At 72.8% G+C, this 16884-nt stretch carries 12 protein-coding genes; 5 read left to right on the top strand and 7 right to left on the bottom strand.

Going from position 1 to position 16884, the window contains the following annotated elements; all coding sequences use genetic code 11:
- Positions 1–204: hypothetical protein (locus NBZ83_RS11665; RefSeq protein ID WP_261574946.1), on the bottom strand; the 204-nt coding region annotated here is incomplete at its 3' end.
- A gap of 458 nt (positions 205–662) precedes the next feature.
- Between NBZ83_RS11665 and NBZ83_RS11670 the strand changes: the two genes are divergently transcribed.
- On the top strand, positions 663–4118 hold the full coding sequence (locus tag NBZ83_RS11670; protein WP_261574947.1) for a UvrD-helicase domain-containing protein: 3456 nt from the start codon (positions 663–665) through the stop codon (positions 4116–4118).
- A 25-nt stretch (positions 4119–4143) separates the two neighbouring features.
- Here NBZ83_RS11670 and NBZ83_RS11675 read toward each other — a convergent pair whose 3' ends face one another.
- On the bottom strand, positions 4144–4881 hold the full coding sequence (locus tag NBZ83_RS11675) for a class I SAM-dependent methyltransferase (RefSeq protein WP_261568773.1): 738 nt from the start codon (positions 4879–4881) through the stop codon (positions 4144–4146).
- On the opposite strand from NBZ83_RS11675, the gene NBZ83_RS11680 reads away from it, so the two are divergent.
- Together NBZ83_RS11680 and NBZ83_RS11685 are read left to right on the top strand one after the other, a co-directional pair.
- Entirely contained in the window at positions 4874–5158 is a 285-nt protein-coding gene (locus tag NBZ83_RS11680) for a hypothetical protein (protein WP_261574948.1), read from the top strand. The genes NBZ83_RS11675 and NBZ83_RS11680 overlap by 8 nt on opposite strands.
- Before the next feature lie 478 nt (positions 5159–5636).
- Positions 5637–6950 (top strand): aminotransferase class I/II-fold pyridoxal phosphate-dependent enzyme, encoded by a 1314-nt coding sequence (locus NBZ83_RS11685; RefSeq protein WP_261568759.1) that lies wholly within the window; start codon positions 5637–5639, stop codon positions 6948–6950.
- A 33-nt stretch (positions 6951–6983) separates the two neighbouring features.
- Here the strand turns inward: NBZ83_RS11685 and aat are convergent, their stop codons facing one another.
- Together aat and NBZ83_RS11695 are read right to left on the bottom strand one after the other, a co-directional pair.
- The gene (gene aat, locus NBZ83_RS11690; RefSeq protein WP_261574949.1) at positions 6984–7820 is read right to left on the bottom strand and encodes a leucyl/phenylalanyl-tRNA--protein transferase; all 837 of its coding nucleotides are present in this window, start codon (positions 7818–7820) and stop codon (positions 6984–6986) included.
- On the bottom strand, positions 7811–10261 hold the full coding sequence (locus NBZ83_RS11695; RefSeq protein ID WP_261574950.1) for a putative bifunctional diguanylate cyclase/phosphodiesterase: 2451 nt from the start codon (positions 10259–10261) through the stop codon (positions 7811–7813). The genes aat and NBZ83_RS11695 overlap by 10 nt, the downstream gene beginning before the upstream one ends.
- Before the next feature lie 1408 nt (positions 10262–11669).
- Here NBZ83_RS11695 and NBZ83_RS11700 point away from each other — a divergent pair.
- Positions 11670–13526, top strand: a complete 1857-nt coding sequence (locus NBZ83_RS11700) for a helix-turn-helix domain-containing protein (protein WP_261574951.1) — start codon at positions 11670–11672, stop codon at positions 13524–13526.
- Positions 13527–13712: 186 nt separating this feature from the next.
- On the opposite strand, the gene NBZ83_RS11705 is transcribed toward NBZ83_RS11700, so the two are convergent.
- Together NBZ83_RS11705 and NBZ83_RS11710 are read right to left on the bottom strand one after the other, a co-directional pair.
- A complete protein-coding gene (locus NBZ83_RS11705; RefSeq protein ID WP_261568763.1) occupies positions 13713–14681 on the bottom strand; it encodes a M56 family metallopeptidase in 969 nt (322 codons plus the stop codon).
- Between the two features lie 58 nt (positions 14682–14739).
- Entirely contained in the window at positions 14740–15198 is a 459-nt protein-coding gene (locus NBZ83_RS11710; RefSeq protein ID WP_261568764.1) for a BlaI/MecI/CopY family transcriptional regulator, read from the bottom strand.
- A 115-nt stretch (positions 15199–15313) separates the two neighbouring features.
- Between NBZ83_RS11710 and NBZ83_RS11715 the strand changes: the two genes are divergently transcribed.
- The gene (locus NBZ83_RS11715; RefSeq protein ID WP_261568765.1) at positions 15314–15877 is read left to right on the top strand and encodes a DUF2231 domain-containing protein; all 564 of its coding nucleotides are present in this window, start codon (positions 15314–15316) and stop codon (positions 15875–15877) included.
- On the opposite strand, the gene NBZ83_RS11720 is transcribed toward NBZ83_RS11715, so the two are convergent.
- Positions 15849–16676 (bottom strand): DUF2127 domain-containing protein, encoded by an 828-nt coding sequence (locus NBZ83_RS11720; protein WP_261568774.1) that lies wholly within the window; start codon positions 16674–16676, stop codon positions 15849–15851. The genes NBZ83_RS11715 and NBZ83_RS11720 overlap by 29 nt on opposite strands.
- Between the last annotated feature and the right edge of the window lie 208 nt (positions 16677–16884).

Below are 16884 nucleotides of genomic sequence, written 5' to 3' on the forward strand. Positions count from 1 at the left end.
CAGCAGGACCTCGCCGGCGCCGGCGTGTTCCGACAGGGCGACGCCGGCGGGGATGTCGGCGAGCCAGATGGTGAGCGGGTGCTCGTCGACGGTGCGCACCCGCTCGGAGCGCGCCACCGCGACCTCGTGCAGGAAGCGCACCAACCGGTGGCAGCGGTCGGCCAGCGCGGCCCGCTGCTCGGCGTCGGCATGGCGTGCCGTCACCGGGTCACCCACCGCGCGCCCGGCGCGCCGGCGGCGGGCCGGGCGCGCCGCCCGTCGGGTGCCATCCGCCGTCCCTCCCGCCTCTGCGCTCTCCGCGTCGCCGCAGTCCGACCGGAACGCCGCGATCTACGAATAATGACGGCTGCTCTCGGCGGACGGCGGGCCGGGGGTGATGGACTGCTGCGGTCTCAGTGGTCATGAGAGTTCTTCGGCGGTCTACGGGCTGGTGATCGACCGTGATGTGAACGCGGCAGTCAATCCGCGTCACCTCGTCGCCGGCAGTACGTCGGAGACGGTGAACGCCCGCGAAGCCGACCGTCGCGACCCGCCGACGGCTGGCGGCCGTGGATGGAACGTGGTCTCGGCGTTTGCCTGCTGTTGGCCACCAGGCGCTCGAGCTCGCTCCCCCGGCGTGCCGCCGCCGGCCGCCGGGCGCGGATGCGACAACATACGCATCCGTGAGGTCACGGTTCTATGCTGATTTGCACATTCACTCCCGGTACTCGCGGGCCTGTAGCCGGGACTGCGACCTGGAGCATCTGGCCTGGTGGGCGGCGCGCAAGGGTATCGCCGTCGTCGGCACCGGAGACTTCACTCACCCCGCGTGGTCGCAGGAACTCGCCGAGAAGCTCGTTGCGGCCGAGCCCGGCCTGTTCCGGCTGCGGCCCGATCTGGAGCGCGACGTGCTGCGCACGCTGCCGGCCTCGTGCCGGACGGTGACCCGTTTCATGATTTCCAGTGAGATCTCCACGATCTACAAGCGGGGCGATCGGACCCGCAAGGTCCATCACCTGCTGTACGCGCCGACCCGGGAGGCCGCCGGGGCCATCACCGCGGCGCTCGCCCGTATCGGCAACCTGGCCGCGGACGGGCGGCCCATCCTCGGCCTGGACTCCCGCGACCTGTTGGAGATCACCCTGGCCGGCGGGCCGGGCTGCTACCTCGTGCCGGCGCACGTGTGGACGCCGTGGTTCGCCGTCCTGGGCTCCAAGTCCGGCTTCGACGCCGTCGAGGACTGCTACGTCGACCTCGCCGACGAGATCTTCGCCCTGGAGACGGGGCTGTCCGCCGACCCGGAGATGTTCTGGCGGATCTCCGGCCTCGACCGCTACCGCCTGGTGAGCAACTCCGACGCCCACTCGCCGCCCATGCTCGGCCGCGAGGCGACGGCCTTCACCTGCGAGCTGGACTACTTCGCCATCGAGGCGGCGCTGCGCGGCGGAGACGGGTTCGCCGGGACGGTCGAGTTCTTCCCCGAGGAGGGCAAGTACCACCTCGACGGGCACCGCAAGTGCGGGGTGTGCCTGACCCCGGAGCAGACTCGCGAGGTCGGCGGGCGCTGCCCGACCTGCGGCGGCCTGGTGACCGTGGGCGTGCTCAACCGGGTGGAGGCGCTGTCCGACCGCGGGGCCGGCGTACGTCCCGCGACGGCCGGCGAGGTCACCTCGCTGGTGCCGCTGCCGGAGGTCGTCGGGGAGATCCTAGGGGTGGGGCCGAAGAGCAAGGCGGTTGCGGGCCAGGTCACCTCGCTGGTTTCTCGGCTCGGCCCGGAGCTCGGCATCCTCGGCGACGTCCCGGTGTCGGCGATCGCCGAGGTGGGCTCGGCCGAACTGGTCGAGGCCATCTCCCGGCTGCGGCGCGGCGAGGTGATCCGCCAGGCCGGCTTCGACGGCGAGTACGGCGTCATCCGGCTGTTCGAGCCGCGGGAGCTCGCCGGCGACGGCGGCACCCTGTTCGACCTCGCCCCGTCCGTCCCCGCCCAGCCGGCTGTCCCCGCCCAGGCGTCCGCTTTCGCCCAGCCGTCCGTGGACGGGCCCGGCGACCGGGTTCTCCGGCAGGCGGGACGTGGCCGGCGGGCCCGGAACAGCGCGCTCGCCGCCGGGTCGGCCGCGACCGGGGCCGCGGACGCAGCCGGGGCCGGCCCGTCGCTGGATGAGGCGCTCGCCGCGCATGGTGAACCGGCCGGCGGCGGGGAGCCGTCGGTGCTCGACGGCCTGGATCCGGACCAGCGACGGGCGGCGGCGCATCCGGCCGGCCCGCTGCTCGTCCTCGCCGGCCCCGGGACCGGCAAGACCCGCACGCTGGTGCACGCGATCGCGCATCGGGTGGCCGAGCGCGACGTGCCCGCCGAGCAGTGCCTGGCGGTGACGTTCACCCGGCGGGCGGCGGGGGAGCTCACCGAGCGGCTCGACGCGATGCTGGGCGAGCGGGCCCGCCGGGTGCTTGCGACGACGTTCCACGGCCTGGGGCTGACGATCGTCCGCGAGCAGCATGAGCGGCTCGCGCGGGGCGCGCAGGTCCAGGTCGCCGACGACGCCGTGCGGGCGGAGCTGCTCGACGCCGCGCTGCACGGCGAGGGCGACGCCCGCGCGCGGCGCCGGGTGTCGGCCGGCATCGCCGAGCTCAAGCGGCTACGGGCACTCGGCCAGGCCCAGCGCGACCACGACCTGGTCGGCGTCCTCGCCCGCTACGACGCCGAGCTGCGGGAACGGGACATGGTCGACCTCGATGATCTCATCGTGCTGCCGCTGACCCTGCTGCGCCGCGCACCAGAACTGGTCGAGCACTACCGGGCCCGTTGGCGCCATGTCTGGGTCGACGAATATCAGGACACCGACGAGCTTCAGTACCGGCTGCTGGAGCTGCTGTGCCCCCCGGCGGGCAACCTGTGCGTGATCGGCGACCCGGACCAGGCGATCTACAGCTTTCGCGGCGCCGACGTCGGCTTCTTCCTGCGGTTCGAGCAGGACTACCCGGGGGCGCGCACGGTCGCGCTCACCCGCGGCTACCGGTCGACGCGCACGATCGTGCGGGCGGCCCTCGACGTGATCGCCCCGGCGAGCCTGGTGCCGGGCCGGACGCTGACCGCGGTGCGAGGCGCCGAAGGGGACGGCCCGGTGCTGCTGCGGCGCTACCGCAGCGAGGCGGAGGAGGCCATCGCGGTCGTCGACACCATCGACGCGGCGCTCGGCGGAACCTCCTTCCACGCGCTCGATTCCGGGGTGGACGGATCGGTGGAGGCGGGCCTGTCGTTCGCGGACATCGCGGTGCTCTACCGGACCGCCCGGCAGGCAGATCCGATCATGGAAGCGTTGGCGAAGCGGGGATTCCCCTTCCAACGCCGTTCCCACCTTCCGCTGGCCGACGCCCCGGCGGTCGCCGCCCTGCTGGGGCTGTTGCGCGCGGCGTCCGGCGGCCATCCGGGCGGCCCCGCGTCGGGGCCCGCGGCCGGCACGGCGGGCGCGGTGGGCGGGCGAACAGTGTCCGTGCTGCTACGCGATGCGGCGGTGCGGGCGGTCGAGCTGGCGGCCGCGCTCGGCACCGAACTGGGCGCGCCGATGCCGGCGGGGTTCGCGGGCTTCCCCGGCGCACGGGTGCCGACCGAGGCCGAGCTACGGCTCGCGGTGGAGCTGCTCTCGCCCGCCGCGGCCGCCGCCGGGACCGACCTGGAAGGCTTCCTCACCTCGGTCATGATGGCCAGCGAGGTCGACGGGCTCGACCCGCGGGCGGACCGCGTCAGCCTGCTCACCCTGCACGCGAGCAAGGGCCTGGAGTTCGGTCTGGTCTTCATCGTCGGCTGTGAGGACGGGCTGCTGCCGATGCGCTTCGGGCCCGCGCGGCGCGCATCCGTGGCCGGCGGCGAACAGACGCCGTCCGGGGAAGCGGACCCGGCTGCGGCGGCGCTGCTCGCCGAGGCCGAGGAACGACGGCTGTTCTTCGTGGGCGTCACCCGGGCGCGCCATCGGCTGATCCTGACCTCCGCGGCGCGCCGCCGCCCCGGCTCCGACGCCGAGACCCGGCCCTCGCCGTTCCTCGCCGACATCGGCCCGGCGCTGCTGTCGACGGAGCAGGCCGTGAGCTCGCGGCAGCGGGCCCGCCGGCCGTCGGCGGGCCAACAGCTCAGGCTCGTCTGATTCCTGAGTCTCAGCTTCCTGAGTCTCAGCGCTTGCGCAGCACCATCGCGAGGTTCCAGGTGACGATCTCGCGGGCGCCGGGCACCTTCAGGATCACCTTCGCCCAGTCCGGCAGGTAACGCGGCAGCGCGTCGAGGATCTCAACGTCGGTGCGGTGGCGCGCCCAGGACAGGGTGTCGGCGACCGACACCGGGAACAGCGTCCGGCCGTAGATGTTCTTCGGTGCCTGGCCCTTGCGGCGCTCGAAGCGGGCCGCCGCCCGATCGCCGCCGAGGTAGTGCCACGGCGCAGTCTCGTGGCCACCCCAGGGTGACAGCCAGTTGGTGTAGCTGAGGAAGATCAGCCCGCCTGGGCGGGTGACCCGGACCAGCTCCGAGCACATCCGCCACGGGTCGGGGACGTGCTCCAGCACGTTGGACGTGTAGCACAGGTCGACGCTGCCGGACAGGAACGGCAGGTCCAACGCACTGCCCCGGACCCGGCCGGGCACCTCGATGCCCCCGGCCTCCATCTCCGAGACGTCCGGCTCGACCCAGACGTAGCGGGCACCGGCGTCGAGGAACGCCGAGCGGAAATAGCCTGGGCCGCCGCCGACGTCCAGCACGAGTTGGTCGGTCAGGGAGGTGTACCGCATGAGCTGGCGGACGGAGTCCGCAGCGATCAACGAGTAGAACCCCGCCGGGTCGACGGGCTCCTTGCGGTGCGCGAGGAAGAGGGTCTTCGACCGGGCGAGACCCCAACCGGAGTACGGCAGCGTGCGCACGAGGGGGACCTCGCCGTCCGGGTTGCCTTCTGGGCTGGTCAGGGGTGCCTGCGGGGCCGGTGTCGCCGGTGGGGTCACGGACCGCGCCGCGCCCGGCGAGGACCGCGCCGCGCCCGGCGAGGACCGCGCCGCGCCCGGCGAGGACCGCGCCGCGCCCGGCGAGGACCGCGCCGCGCCCGGCGAGGAGGGCGCCGCGCTCGCCGTTGTGGGCTCGGCGGAAGTCGCCGCGGATGCCGCCGTGTCAGACATGGCGGGGACAATAACACCCCTGCCGTGAGGGTCCGTTCGCCGCGGGCAGGGGTCGATCGGTGCCTCGCCCGCCGCGGTCCGGGTGGTCCTGGCGGAGCGGAACGGCACCCCACGGCCCGGCTGGCCCGGATGGGTGAGGCAGCTTCGAGCGGGGCGGGTTGCGCTGTCCCCGGCGTGTCGCCGCGCGCGTCGGATGCGGAGGCCGGAGCAACTCGCTACGTGTTTGCCCAGCTCGTGCGCTATTTGTGGAATCGGCGGGTCCGCCGGCTTATCGTTTAACTGTTCAACGTTCCCTTGGTTCCGTTGGTATCTCCTCGTTCCCTGACCCCGGCGACGTGTGTTTCCGGTGAACCCAAGGATGGGTGATGGTGGTGGCGCGCCCGACCAGCCAGCCAGATTCGACGAATTTCCAGAAACTCGGATCCCCGTGGCATTCTGTGCTATTTATGATCATCAGGTCAGGCCTCCTGATCGCTTCGAGCCCTCGACCGGCCAGGTAGAGCGGGATGTCGCAGACCTTTGAAACCCTGGGCCGACCCCTGCCACCTGCGCCGAGTGCATTCTCCCCGGCCTGGCGGCACGTGCTCGATCGGCCACTGGGTATCCGCGCGGAACTCGACCGCATGCGCCGTCACGCTCCCTTTTATGACGCTACGGTCGACGAGATCGACGGTCGCCGGATACGAATCGGTGATCACTGGCTCATCGATTTCGCCTCCTGTAACTATCTGGGCCTCGATCTCGACCGGGAGATCATCGAAGCGGTTCCGGCGTACCTGGACCTGTGGGGAACGCATCCGAGCTGGTCGCGGTTGATCGCCAGCCCACGCCCGTATGACGACATCGAGCGAACGCTGGCGGAGCTGCTCGGTGCCGAGGACGCACTGCTGCTGCCGACCATCACCCATATCCAGCATTCGGTGCTGCCGGCACTGGTCGGCCGGGGCGCGCTGTTCGTCGAGCTGCACGCCCACCAGACCGCCCACGACGGGGGTGCGATGGTCGCCAGCCGCGGCGGGACCGTCGCGCGGTTCCGCGAGGACCGACTCGACCGGCTGGAGCGGCTGCTGCGCACGGCCCCTCATCCCCGGGTCATCTGCGTCGACGGGGTGCACAGCATGACGGGGAACGGGCCGCCCCTCGACGAGCTCCTCCCGCTCGCGCGCGCCCACGACGCGCTGCTCTACGTCGACGACGCACACGGCTTCGGTGTCGTCGGGGAGCGTGGTCCCGACGAGTCGAGCCCCTACGGCAGCCGCGGCAACGGCATCGTGCGCCATCTCGGCGCCGGCTACGACAACCTGGTGCTTGTCGGCGGGTTCTCCAAGGCGTACTCCTCGCTGCTCGCGTTCGTCGCCTGCCCGACGGAGGTCAAGGAGTACCTGAAGTCCACCGCCGCGCCGTACATCTTCTCCGGTCCGTCACCGGTTGCGTCGCTGGCGACGGGCCTGGTCGGGCTGCGGGTCAACGAACGGCGCGGCGAGGCGCTGCGGGCCAGGCTGTACCGGCTGACCAGCCGGTTCCTCGACGGGCTGCGCGGGCTGGGCCTGGGAACGCTCAACACCAGCGGCTTCCCGATCGTCGAGATCCCGCTGCTGGATGCGGACAACGCCGACCCGCTGGGTCGCTTTCTCTACGAGCGCGGGGTCTTCGCCTCGGTGGTGCCCTTCCCCGTCGTCCCCCGCGACCAGGTCGGGGTGCGCGTGCAGATCACCGCCGCGAACACCGACGACGAGATCGACCACCTGCTCGCCGTCCTCGCCGAGGCCGGCGCCCGCTTCCCGCTGGTCGCCGCGACCGGCGGGCCCGATCTCGGCTGAGGCCGGCCGCAGGCGGGTGGCCCCGGCGGCCGGTCAGCCCGCGGGTGGCACGAGTCGGGCGACGGGCCGCCGGTCGCGGTCGAGCCGGACGTCGGCGTCGCGTACCCGAGCCAGCACCGTGAGGTAGTCGGCCCGGGGGATCTCCAGCGCGCCGAGGGAGACGAGGTGGTCCGTCGTCATCTGAACGTCCAGCAGCACGCCCCCGGCGGCGGCGAAGCGCGCGTCGAAGTCGGCGAGGGCGACCTTCGAGGCGTCGGTGCGGGTGTGGAACATCGACTCGCCGGCGAACACGCCGCCGACCCCCACCCCGTAGACGCCGCCGACGAGCTCGTCACCGTCCCAGACCTCCAGGCTGTGTGCCCACCCCAGGGTGTGCAGCCGCGTGTAGCCGTCGATCAGCTCGTCGGTGATCCAACCCGACGTTCCGTCCCGTTGACAGCCGCGGACCACCTCGACGAAGGACTCGTCGACGGTCGTCGTCCACCCGCAGGTGCGCAACCGCTTGCGCAGCGATCGGTTCACCCGCACCCCGCGGGTGGGGATCACCGCCCGCGGGTCGGGGCTCCACCAGGGCAGGTCGTAGCCGCCGCAACGGTCGGGGGACAGATGGCGCACCCGGCGCGCGGCGACGGCGGCCCGCAGCAGGTCACGCAGGCCGCCCACCCCGGCCGGTGCTGGTTCGTCGGCGTCCTCGCCCGCCGGTTCCTCCCCGGTGGGCCACGGAAACGCCCCCGCCCGGTAGGCGCCGACCAGCGTCGCCGGGTCCAGCGTGCCGCCGACCGCGACCGGCGCCCGCCCGGGGCTGCGCAGCAGCGAGAAGCCGTCCCACACGGTGGGGCCCACCGCGCGAGGTGGCACGGTCACCGCCACGGGCGGCCCGCCGGCGTCGAGCCGGGGGCCACCGCAGTGTTGCGCACGGCACCCTCCATCATCGGGGCGCGCTCGCCGGTGCGGCATGCCCCGCGGTCGGCCGCCGGGTCGCAGGTCGCATCCCGGCCGCTCGCCTCGCGGGGCCTCGCGAACCCCGCCGTCTCCCGCGCCGCGTTCTCCAGATCAATCGTGCCAGCCGGCGGCGTCTGTTGCCGGAGTTGTTCGGTAACTTGCTCGGACGGGCCGGGTTCGCCGAGGAAGTAGCCCTGGGCGAGGTCGCAGCCGACATCACGCAGCATCCGCACCGCCGCCGCGGTCTCCACCCCCTCGACGACGATCCGTAGGTCGAGCGCGTGCGCCAGACCCACGGTGGACCGCACGATCGCTTCGGCCCGGCTGTCGTCCTCCACCCGCTGGATGAACGACTTGTCGAGCTTGAGCACGTTCACCGGCAGCTCGAGCAGCCGCGCCAGCGACGAGTAGCCGGTGCCGTAGTCGTCGACGGCGATGCCGATGCCGAGCGCTCGCAGCTCCCGCAGGACGGTGGCCGACCGCACCCGGTCGAGCATGAGCGTCGTCTCGGTGATCTCCAGTTCCAGTGCGGTCGGGCTCAGGCCGAAGCCGGCGAGCATTCCGCTGACCTGATCGGGGAAGTCGCGGTCGAGCAGGTCGGAGGCGGACAGGTTGACCGCGACGGCGATGTCGAGACCGGCGGCGTGCCAGCGTCGGGCCTGGTCGAGCGCGGTGTGCAGCACCTCGATCGTCAGCATCCGCATGATCCCGGCCTGCTCGGCCAGAGGGACGAACTCCTCCGGACCGAGCAGGCCCCGGGTCGGGTGCCGCCAGCGGACGAGGGCCTCGACGGCGTCCGTCCGTCCGGAGCTGAGATCGACCTTGACCTGGTAGTACACCTCCAACTGGCCGGTGCCGAGGGCGGCCCGTAGCGATTCGATCATGTCCAGCCGGACGAGGCTGTTCACGTCGGCGCCCGGCCGGTAGGACTCCACCCCGGTGCGGCGCGACTTTGCCGCGTACATCGCCACGTCGGCGCGTTGCAGCAGCGTGTGGGCATCCTGGGCATGGTCGGGGTAGACCGCCGCGCCGATGCTCGCGTCCACGTGCAGCGTCACGCCCCCGACGTCGAAGGGATCGGCGAGGACGGTCAGCACCCGGTCGGCTACCCGGCGGGCGGCGTCGACGTCGGCGTGTTCGAGCAGCACGGCGAACTCGTCGCCGCCGAGGCGGGCATGCAGGTCCCCGGGGCGCAGGGCGTCGGAGATGCGCGTGCCGACCTGCGTCAGCAGCGCGTCCCCCACCTGGTGGCCCAGCGAGTCGTTGATTTCCTTGAACCGGTCGAGATCGAGGAGCAGCAGGGCGAAGGTGTCCGGTCCGGTGGTGTGCTGCTCGGCCCGGGTCAGCCGCTCGATGAAGCCACGGCGGTTGGCCAGGCCGGTCAGGTCGTCGGTGCGGGCCAGCACCTTGCTCTCCGCGAGCTGCTGGACCTCGATGAAGGTGAAGGCCGCGCGGGCGAGGGCGGACAGCACCGTCGCCGCGGCGAGTGCCACGGTGACCGTCGGCAGATCGATCGTGGCACCGAGCACCAGCAGGCCCAGCGCGACCGTCGCGAGCACCAGCGGCACGGCGATGACGCCCCAGCCGGACATCTTCGCCGGCGGCTGCCAGCGCGGGCGCAGCCAGGACGCCAACGCCGGCATGAGCACCGAGAACAGCCACAGGCTGGACAGCACGCCGCTCGACGGGCTGTGCCCGGCGATGACGAGCACGAGTAGCAGCGAGTCGGCCAGGGCGAAACTCACCAGCCCGGCGCCCAGCAGCCACCACACCCGCCCCGGGCGCCAACCGAGCAGCCCGAACACCGTGACGACAAGCAGGATCAGCAGCAGATCCGCCAGCGGGTAGATGACGTTGACGATCATCGTCCACGCGCTGTACTCGGGGTTGGCCCGCGCCATCCCCACTCCGATGCCGCTGGTCAGCGCGGCCACCCCGAGCACCCCGACGATCGCGTCCAGCCAGATGCTGCGGTGCAGCCGCACCAGCCGCCGACGCAGCAGCAGGATCACGGCGACATAGCAGGCCGGGTAGAACAGCAGCCAGGCGAGATCCGCCAGCGACGGCTGGATGTTGTCGCTCTGCGGGTCCAAGGCGACGTTGTGGTAGATCGTCCCAGAGCCGTAGCTGATCAGCCCGGCTCCGAGCAGTGCCCATGGGGCGCGTTCGCCGCGGATGAGGACGGCCCGGGACATGCAGATCAGGCCGGAGCCGATGGCGACGCCGCACCTCAGCGACTGGGCCTCGTCGCCGACGCGCGGCATGTCCACGAACGAGGCGGCGGACAGGGCGAGCGTGGCGAGGATGAGGAGAAGCTGGGCGATCCGTACCAGGCGGAATCGGCGTGGGGGAGGCGGCGATATGGTCATCCGGTCATCCCCCCGCCGGATGTTGCGTGCGGACCCGCGAGTCGGGACCGCGAGTCGGGACCGCGGTTGCGGACCGGCGCGGTCGGCGTGCGTGAGCCGGGGGAGCGCCCGTTGCGCCGCGCCGCCCGCCGTAGCGACCGCCGGGCGCGGACCGGACCGCGTGACCGCCCCCATCGGCCCGGGCTCCGCCCCGGAGCCCGGCCGCTGGTCACGGGACGTGACCGCCTGTCGGGTAAACGGGGCGTTGCCATGATCTGCGTGCAAAAGGGTACGGATACCCCGGAGCTCTCGCCACCCGGGCCCCCAGCGGCCGCCCTGGCGGCTACCGGACGGAACATGCCTGGATTGTCGTACATCCAGGTTTCCCGGCATAACGGGTGGAAGTCCGTCGCGGGATGCCTGTGGTGATGTTGGGTCTGGTGGGCGTATGCGGCGAGGATGCCGTTACAGTTGCGACTCTCTGTGTACAGATGTGGCGACTCCAGTCACTCGCGGGATCTTGCCTGTTGCCCTCGGGTGTACTCACGGAGATCATCGGGACGCTCGACGTGCTCTCTGTACGGTCGGGCCCGGCCCGGCATCGGGGCGATCTGGTACGAGGCCGAGGCGGCTGGCCCGGCCGCTCGACTCGTCCCAGGCGCCTGCCCGGCTGCATCCGCCCATCCTGATCGGCCGTGGCGAACGGAAGACTCGTCGGCTGGTGGTCCGGTGCGCCAGGGCGGGCAATCTCCTTCCCGGGCCGGAGCCGCCACGCAAGCTCGATGTCCTGCGGGTGCACCGCGAGACCGAGCAGCGGGATTACGGTGAGATCCTGAAGACCACGACCTGTTCTTGTGGTGTCGGTCCAAACGGTGAGCGGGTCGAAAGAATTCTCGACGACCTGGGTCGGTTGGCCGAACTCGGCGTCCAGGCGATCCTCGGCCGTGCGGGATGTGTGGCGGCTCGAACCGCTCACATCCTCGGCAAGCGAGTACCCCGCTCGCGGCGGAGCTCGGCGCCGTGGTCCGAGGACGGCCGGTGGGTGGTGCCGGCCCGACCCGGCCGGCTCCGAACGGCCGGCTCCGGGTGAGCCGGTGTGGCCCGTCAGCGCCCACCCGGAACCGACCTGGGCGCCGGTCTTCGAGGGGGCAACTCATTGCCGACCGACACCCGGAGTGCGGCACCACGGCCGGGGACTTCCCGTCCATCCCGGCGGAGCCGCGCGACCTCGAGTTCATCGCACCCCGGGCTGCCTGACCAGGGCATCCGGGAGGTGATCTGCCGCGCGGTTCCGTAACCGGACAGGAAACGGACATCGAGGCCGAGTCTGTTTCGAATCCAGTTCCGGTTCCGTCGTTCTGCCCGTTCGTCTCATCCCACTGACTATCCTGATCTCGACCTGGGGGCGATCCGAGGGAACGGAGTCGACGTGTCGGTTGATAGGCATCCGGGATGGGCGCCGAACATTCTCCGGCGATTTCGTGAGGCGCACGGCCTGACCCAGGACGGTCTCGCCGAGCGGCTGCGCGGGCTGTCGGGAAACAACGGTTTCATCCCGCCGGCGGCGACCGCGGAAATGATTCGTCGCCATGAGCTCGGCAAGGTTTTCCCCGGGGTCGCCTATCGGCGCGCCTACTGCCAGCTGTTCGGCGTCACGGAGCCCGAACTGGGGTTTCGGCCGCCGCTGCCCGCAGAGACCGTCGCCGGCAGGCACGCCGGCGGGTCCGGGCCGGCGCCGGCGGACGACGCAGACGTGGATGTGGGAGTTGCCTGGTCGGGCCTGGCGGGCCACCGCTCGAAACCGTCCGGGCCGGGGCCGCCAGAGTCGGCCACCGGCGGGGATCCGTCCGGACCTGCGGGTTCGCCCGGACCTGCGGGTTCGCCCACCGGCGCGGGCACCTGGACCCGGCGCAGCAGCGAACTGCTAGCCGCCTACCTGGCCGCCGCGGCGCGCAGGACGGTGCCCGAGAGATCGGCGTCGGCGGGGTCGGGGTCGGCGGGGTCGGCTGTCGCGGGACCCGGGGCGTCGTCCGGGATACTGCTGGCCCGGGGTGTCGGGCCGGCGCGGGCGCGACCGGTCCCCGCGTCCGCCGCCGTGCCGGCGACCCGGCCGGCGCCGGTGGACGACTGGGATCCTGTCCGCCTCGCCCACGAGTGGCTGCTGCTGGAGCCACCCCAGGTCGTGGAGCTCGCCGCCGGGCGGCATGTCGGCGCGGCGCTGGCCGAGAAGGTGGAGGGACGGGTCGGGCAGTTCCGCCGGCTGGACGACTACGTCGGCGGGCGTGACCTGGCCGGACTGGTCGAACGAGAGCTCATCGGCACGGTGACGATGCTGCGCGAGGCCGTCTACGACGCCGCGGTCGGCCGCCGGCTGCTGTCGGCGGTGGCCCAGCTCTGCCAGCTCGCCGGGTGGATCGCCGCGGACGCCGGGCGGCACGGGGCGGCGGCGCGGTTCCTCACCGGCGGGATCCGGGCCGCGCACGCCGGCGGCGACGCCGAGCTGGCCGCCAACCTGATCTCCACCCAGGCCTACCGGATGGTCAACCACGCCGACGTCCGGCAGGGAGTGCTGCTCGCGCAGACCGCCTGTGCCGGGGTTGGACGCTCGGCGTCCGCGACCACCCGGGCACTGCTGGCCGACAGGCTGGCCTGGGCGCACGCCCGCGCCGGCGAACGACGGGCCTGCGAGCAGGCACTCACCGTCGTCGAGCGGCTCTACGACCGCAGCGATCCGGCCGCGGATCCCGAATGGGTCTACTGGTTGGACGCCCGCGAGATCGACGTGATGGCCGGCCGCTGCTGGACCGAGCTGCGCCGTCCCGACCGGGCCGAGGCCCGGCTGTGGCACGGCCTGACCGGCTACGATCCGCTGCGCGCCCGCGAGCTTTCGCTGTACGAGACCTGGTTCGCCGAGGTCCACCTGCAACAGGGCGACGTCGAGCGGGCCTGCGCGCGGGCCATCCGCGCCGCCCGGCTCGACGCCCGGGTGAACTCCGCGCGTACGGCCGAACGGCTGCGCATGCTGGCCCGCCGGCTGGGTGGATACCGCTCCGTGCCGGCGGTGCGTGAGTTCGACGAGATCTACCGGACGCTGCGGGAGACGGTCCCCGGCGGCGGACCCCCGCGTCCGGAATCCGCACAGTCGGCGGTGCGACGGCCTGCGCCGCCGGCCCGGGACCGGTCCGGGGCGACCGGATCATCGGCAGCCGGCCCGGTACAGGCCGGTTCGGCGGCGGCCGGAGGGGCAGTGGTTCCGTCGGCGGTGAGTGCGCCCGGCGGGCAGTGACGGGGCGGCGGTCCCGGCCGTGGCGGCGTCCGGCGGGCGAAGACGGTCAGACGGGGGAGGCCAGGGCTTCGGCCAGCCTGAGCCACGCGGCCATGGCCGGCAAGCCGTGGATAACCTCCTGCAACTGCTGACGGCCGGACGGCCGGAGCTGGCATCGGCCGACCTGGGTTTGCCCGATGTGCGCCTTCAGTGGAACAGGGCGAGGTAGTCGGTGCCGGCATGCACCGCGGAGCCGATCATCGCGGCCGTGAGCGCGCTCGTGGTGAGCAGGACCGTCGCGGGTACCCGGGTGGCGCGGGGCGGCGCGTCGAGTAGGGCGGCCATGCGTTCGGCCACCGCGTGATGGTGGAAGCCGCAGGCGGTGGGCGAAGGCCGGTCCTGGCCCGCCGCCACGGACTCGGCGTCCTCGGCGTCCTCGGCGTCCTCGGCGTCCTCGGCGTCCTCGGCGTCCCTGGCGTTTTGCAGCGTGGCCAGGGCTGCCTTCCCGAGAGCCCGGGCGAGGACGCGGCGTTGCCCGGTCTCGCGGGCGGCGTGCTCGTCCGCCCAGCGTTCGCAGGCGATCTCGACGAGATCGGGCAGGCGCCGCAGGAGCGGGTCGACCGCGGCGCAGCAGGCGACGGTCATCCGCAGCCAGTGGTGCCCACCGGTGAGATGGGCGCGCTCGTGGGCCAGGACGGCGTCGCGCTCGGCGGCGTCCAGGCAGTCGAGCAGGCCCGCGGTGATGACCACCCGGCCGCCGGTGACGCCACCGACCGCGCAGGCATCGGGCCGGCGCTGCGGCAGGACGTGGACCCGTCCGGCCGGGAGGTGTCGAACCAGCCGCTCCGCCCTGATCAGGGCCAGGCCGTTGCGCGCGGTCGCGGCGAGCAGCATGCCCGCGCCGGCGCCCACGGTCACGACGGCCGCCAGGCCCGCCGAGGACGGTGGGAGCTCGCCTGCCCGGGCGACGGTCGTCGTGCCGAGCCGGTGCGCCAGGGCCGGCACGCGGTCGACGAAGCTCGCCGCCAGCAGGATCAGGGAGCTCATCCAGCCGGCCGCGGCCAGCACGGCGCTCGCCGTCAGCGCGGCCGGTTTCATCCGGTAGGGCAGCCTGTGGGCGAGCGCCGGTGCCCCCAACGCGATGACGACGCTGGTGATCAAGGGAACCCAGACCATGTACCTCATCGGAGCCCCGGGTGCTGCCTCGGCCCGCCGGCCGGTATGCAGGCCGCTGTCATGACGACAGTGCACCCGAGGGTTCGTCCTCGCCTGGTGCCGCGCCTTCGCTACGGTTCGACGGCTCGTCCTCGTCCTCGCCTTCGGTGGCGGCCAGCAGGGCGAGGAGGGTGGCCTCGTCGTCGGCGGTGAGCCCGGCCACGAAATGGCTGAGGACCACGGCCCGGCCGCGGCCGGGCCCGAGCAGGCCGCGCATGCGGTCGGCGAGCTGCCGGGCGGCGGCGCTGGTGGGGGCGTAGGCGTGACCGCGCCCCGCGGTCGTTCGTTCGAGCAGGCCCTTGCCGTGTAGCCGGACCAGTGTCGTCGCGACGCTCGTGTAGGCGAGGTCGTGACCGTCGCTGGTCAGCGCCTCCTGGGTCTGGGCCGGGGTGAGCGGCCCGTCGGCCTCCCACAGCACGGCGAGGACGGCCGACTCCAACTCTCCGGCTACCCGCCGATTGGCTCCCTTGCCCCGCATGACGGCCAGTCTAACGTCCAGCTACGACACCGGTAGTAATACTATCGCTGTAGTACTACTTCGGTAGTTGAAGATGCGCCGCCACCGAACGGCGCCAGGCAGGATCGGAGCCACGGTGGGACCTACGCAGATCAACGGCCTACCGGCGCATGCGCTGCTCGTGCACGTCGTCGTCGTGCTCGTGCCGCTCGCGGCGTTGCTGGTGGTGCTGTCCGCCCTCTGGCCGGCCGCCCGGCGCCGGCTCGGCGTGCTTACCCCGGCGATCGCCCTTGTCGCGCTGGTGAGCGTGCCGCTGACCACCCACGCCGGGGAATGGCTGGAGCGCCGGGTGCCTCCGGACGAGCTGGTCCACCGGCACGCCGAACTCGGCGACGGTCTGCTGCCGTGGGCCGGTGGGCTGTTTGTCCTGGCGGCCGTGGCGTGGCTGGTGGCCCGGAAAACGGCCGCGACGGTCGACGGCGGGGCGGCTGGAGCGGCGGATGGCGGGGTGGCTGCGACCACGGACGGCAGGGTGGCTGCGACCGCGCGGCGTGGCGGGCTGGCAGTGACGATCGTGCTCGCGGTGCTGAGCGTCGTGGTCGCCGTCGGTTCGGTCGTGCAGATCTACCGGATCGGCGACAGCGGCGCGAAGGCCGTCTGGCACGACAGCTTCACTCCGGCCCCCGGCAACGGTGGCTGACCGGCGCCGCCTCGGCCGCCTCGGCCGCCTCGGGTGACGAAGGGGCTTCGGCGCGGGTTGCCTGCTGGACTTCGAGCAGCGACTCGGCGTGCCGTCGCGCCTCGAAGGCTGTGGCCCCGCCGCGGACCCCGAACAGCCGCTTGCTGGCGACCAGGTAGACCACGGCGCCAAGGTTGAGGACGAGGGCGCCGATCCGCAGCACCGTGATGCGCTCGGTGAGCTCGTAGATCTCCAGCGGCAGGAATGCGGAGGTCGCCACGACCGCGAAGTACTCGCCCCAGCGTTTGAGTAGCCACAGCCCGACCCCCTCGACGATCTGCACGGCCGCGTAGCCGAAGAGCAGCACCGCCACCAGCAGCAGCGTCTGCGGCCGGGTGTGGAGCAGGCGGTGCAGGTGCTCGATCGTCGGGGAGTGGTTCAGGTCGAGGTGCAGGACGTCGGCGAGCGGCCGCGCCGCGGGCACCGCCCGGTCGAACAGCCGCTGCACGGCCTCCTCGGACCGGCGGAACCGCAGGATGGCGTAGCCGATGAGCACCATCAGCAGCGCCCGGACCAGCCGCTCCACCGCGAGCAGCCGTAGCACCGTGGCGTCGCGCAGGGCCCGCCCCCGAAGCAGAGTCGGCGCGTCCTGCGCGGGTCCGCTCAGCGCCGGCTCGCCGACGACGAAGTCCCCGCAGCGCAGGCACCGCCAAGCCACCCCGACGGCGGTCGTGGCCGTCAGCCGCGCCGCCAACTCGGGTTCGTCAGGCCGATAGGTGGCATGCCCCTTGCGGGCACAGGCCCGCAGCTCCCAGCCCACCCGCAAGCCCGCCAGCTCCTCACATCACCGCGTTCACGTGGACCAGCCTCACACGCCCGTCCCGGCGGATGTGGACCGGTCGGCTCGTAGCCGCAGTCTTACATTGGCCTCGCGTTGCGCACCGGCATTGACACAATTCCGACAGATTCGCGACGGCGGTGACCGGACGGCCCCGCACCGGCATTCCCGAGACTGGGACGGACGATGA

The organism is Frankia gtarii, assembly GCF_025403375.1.
Lineage (GTDB): Bacteria > Actinomycetota > Actinomycetes > Frankiales > Frankiaceae > Frankia > Frankia gtarii.

Bases quoted from the DNA above. Each gene is read 5' to 3' on its own strand.
- NBZ83_RS11685 (WP_261568759.1), top strand. From the start codon at position 5,637: ATGTCGCAGACCTTTGAAACCCTGGGCCGACCCCTGCCACCTGCGCCG.
- NBZ83_RS11695 (WP_261574950.1), bottom strand. From the start codon at position 10,261: ATGACCATATCGCCGCCTCCCCCACGCCGATTCCGCCTGGTACGGATC.
- NBZ83_RS11705 (WP_261568763.1), bottom strand. From the start codon at position 14,681: ATGGTCTGGGTTCCCTTGATCACCAGCGTCGTCATCGCGTTGGGGGCA.
- NBZ83_RS11710 (WP_261568764.1), bottom strand. From the start codon at position 15,198: ATGCGGGGCAAGGGAGCCAATCGGCGGGTAGCCGGAGAGTTGGAGTCG.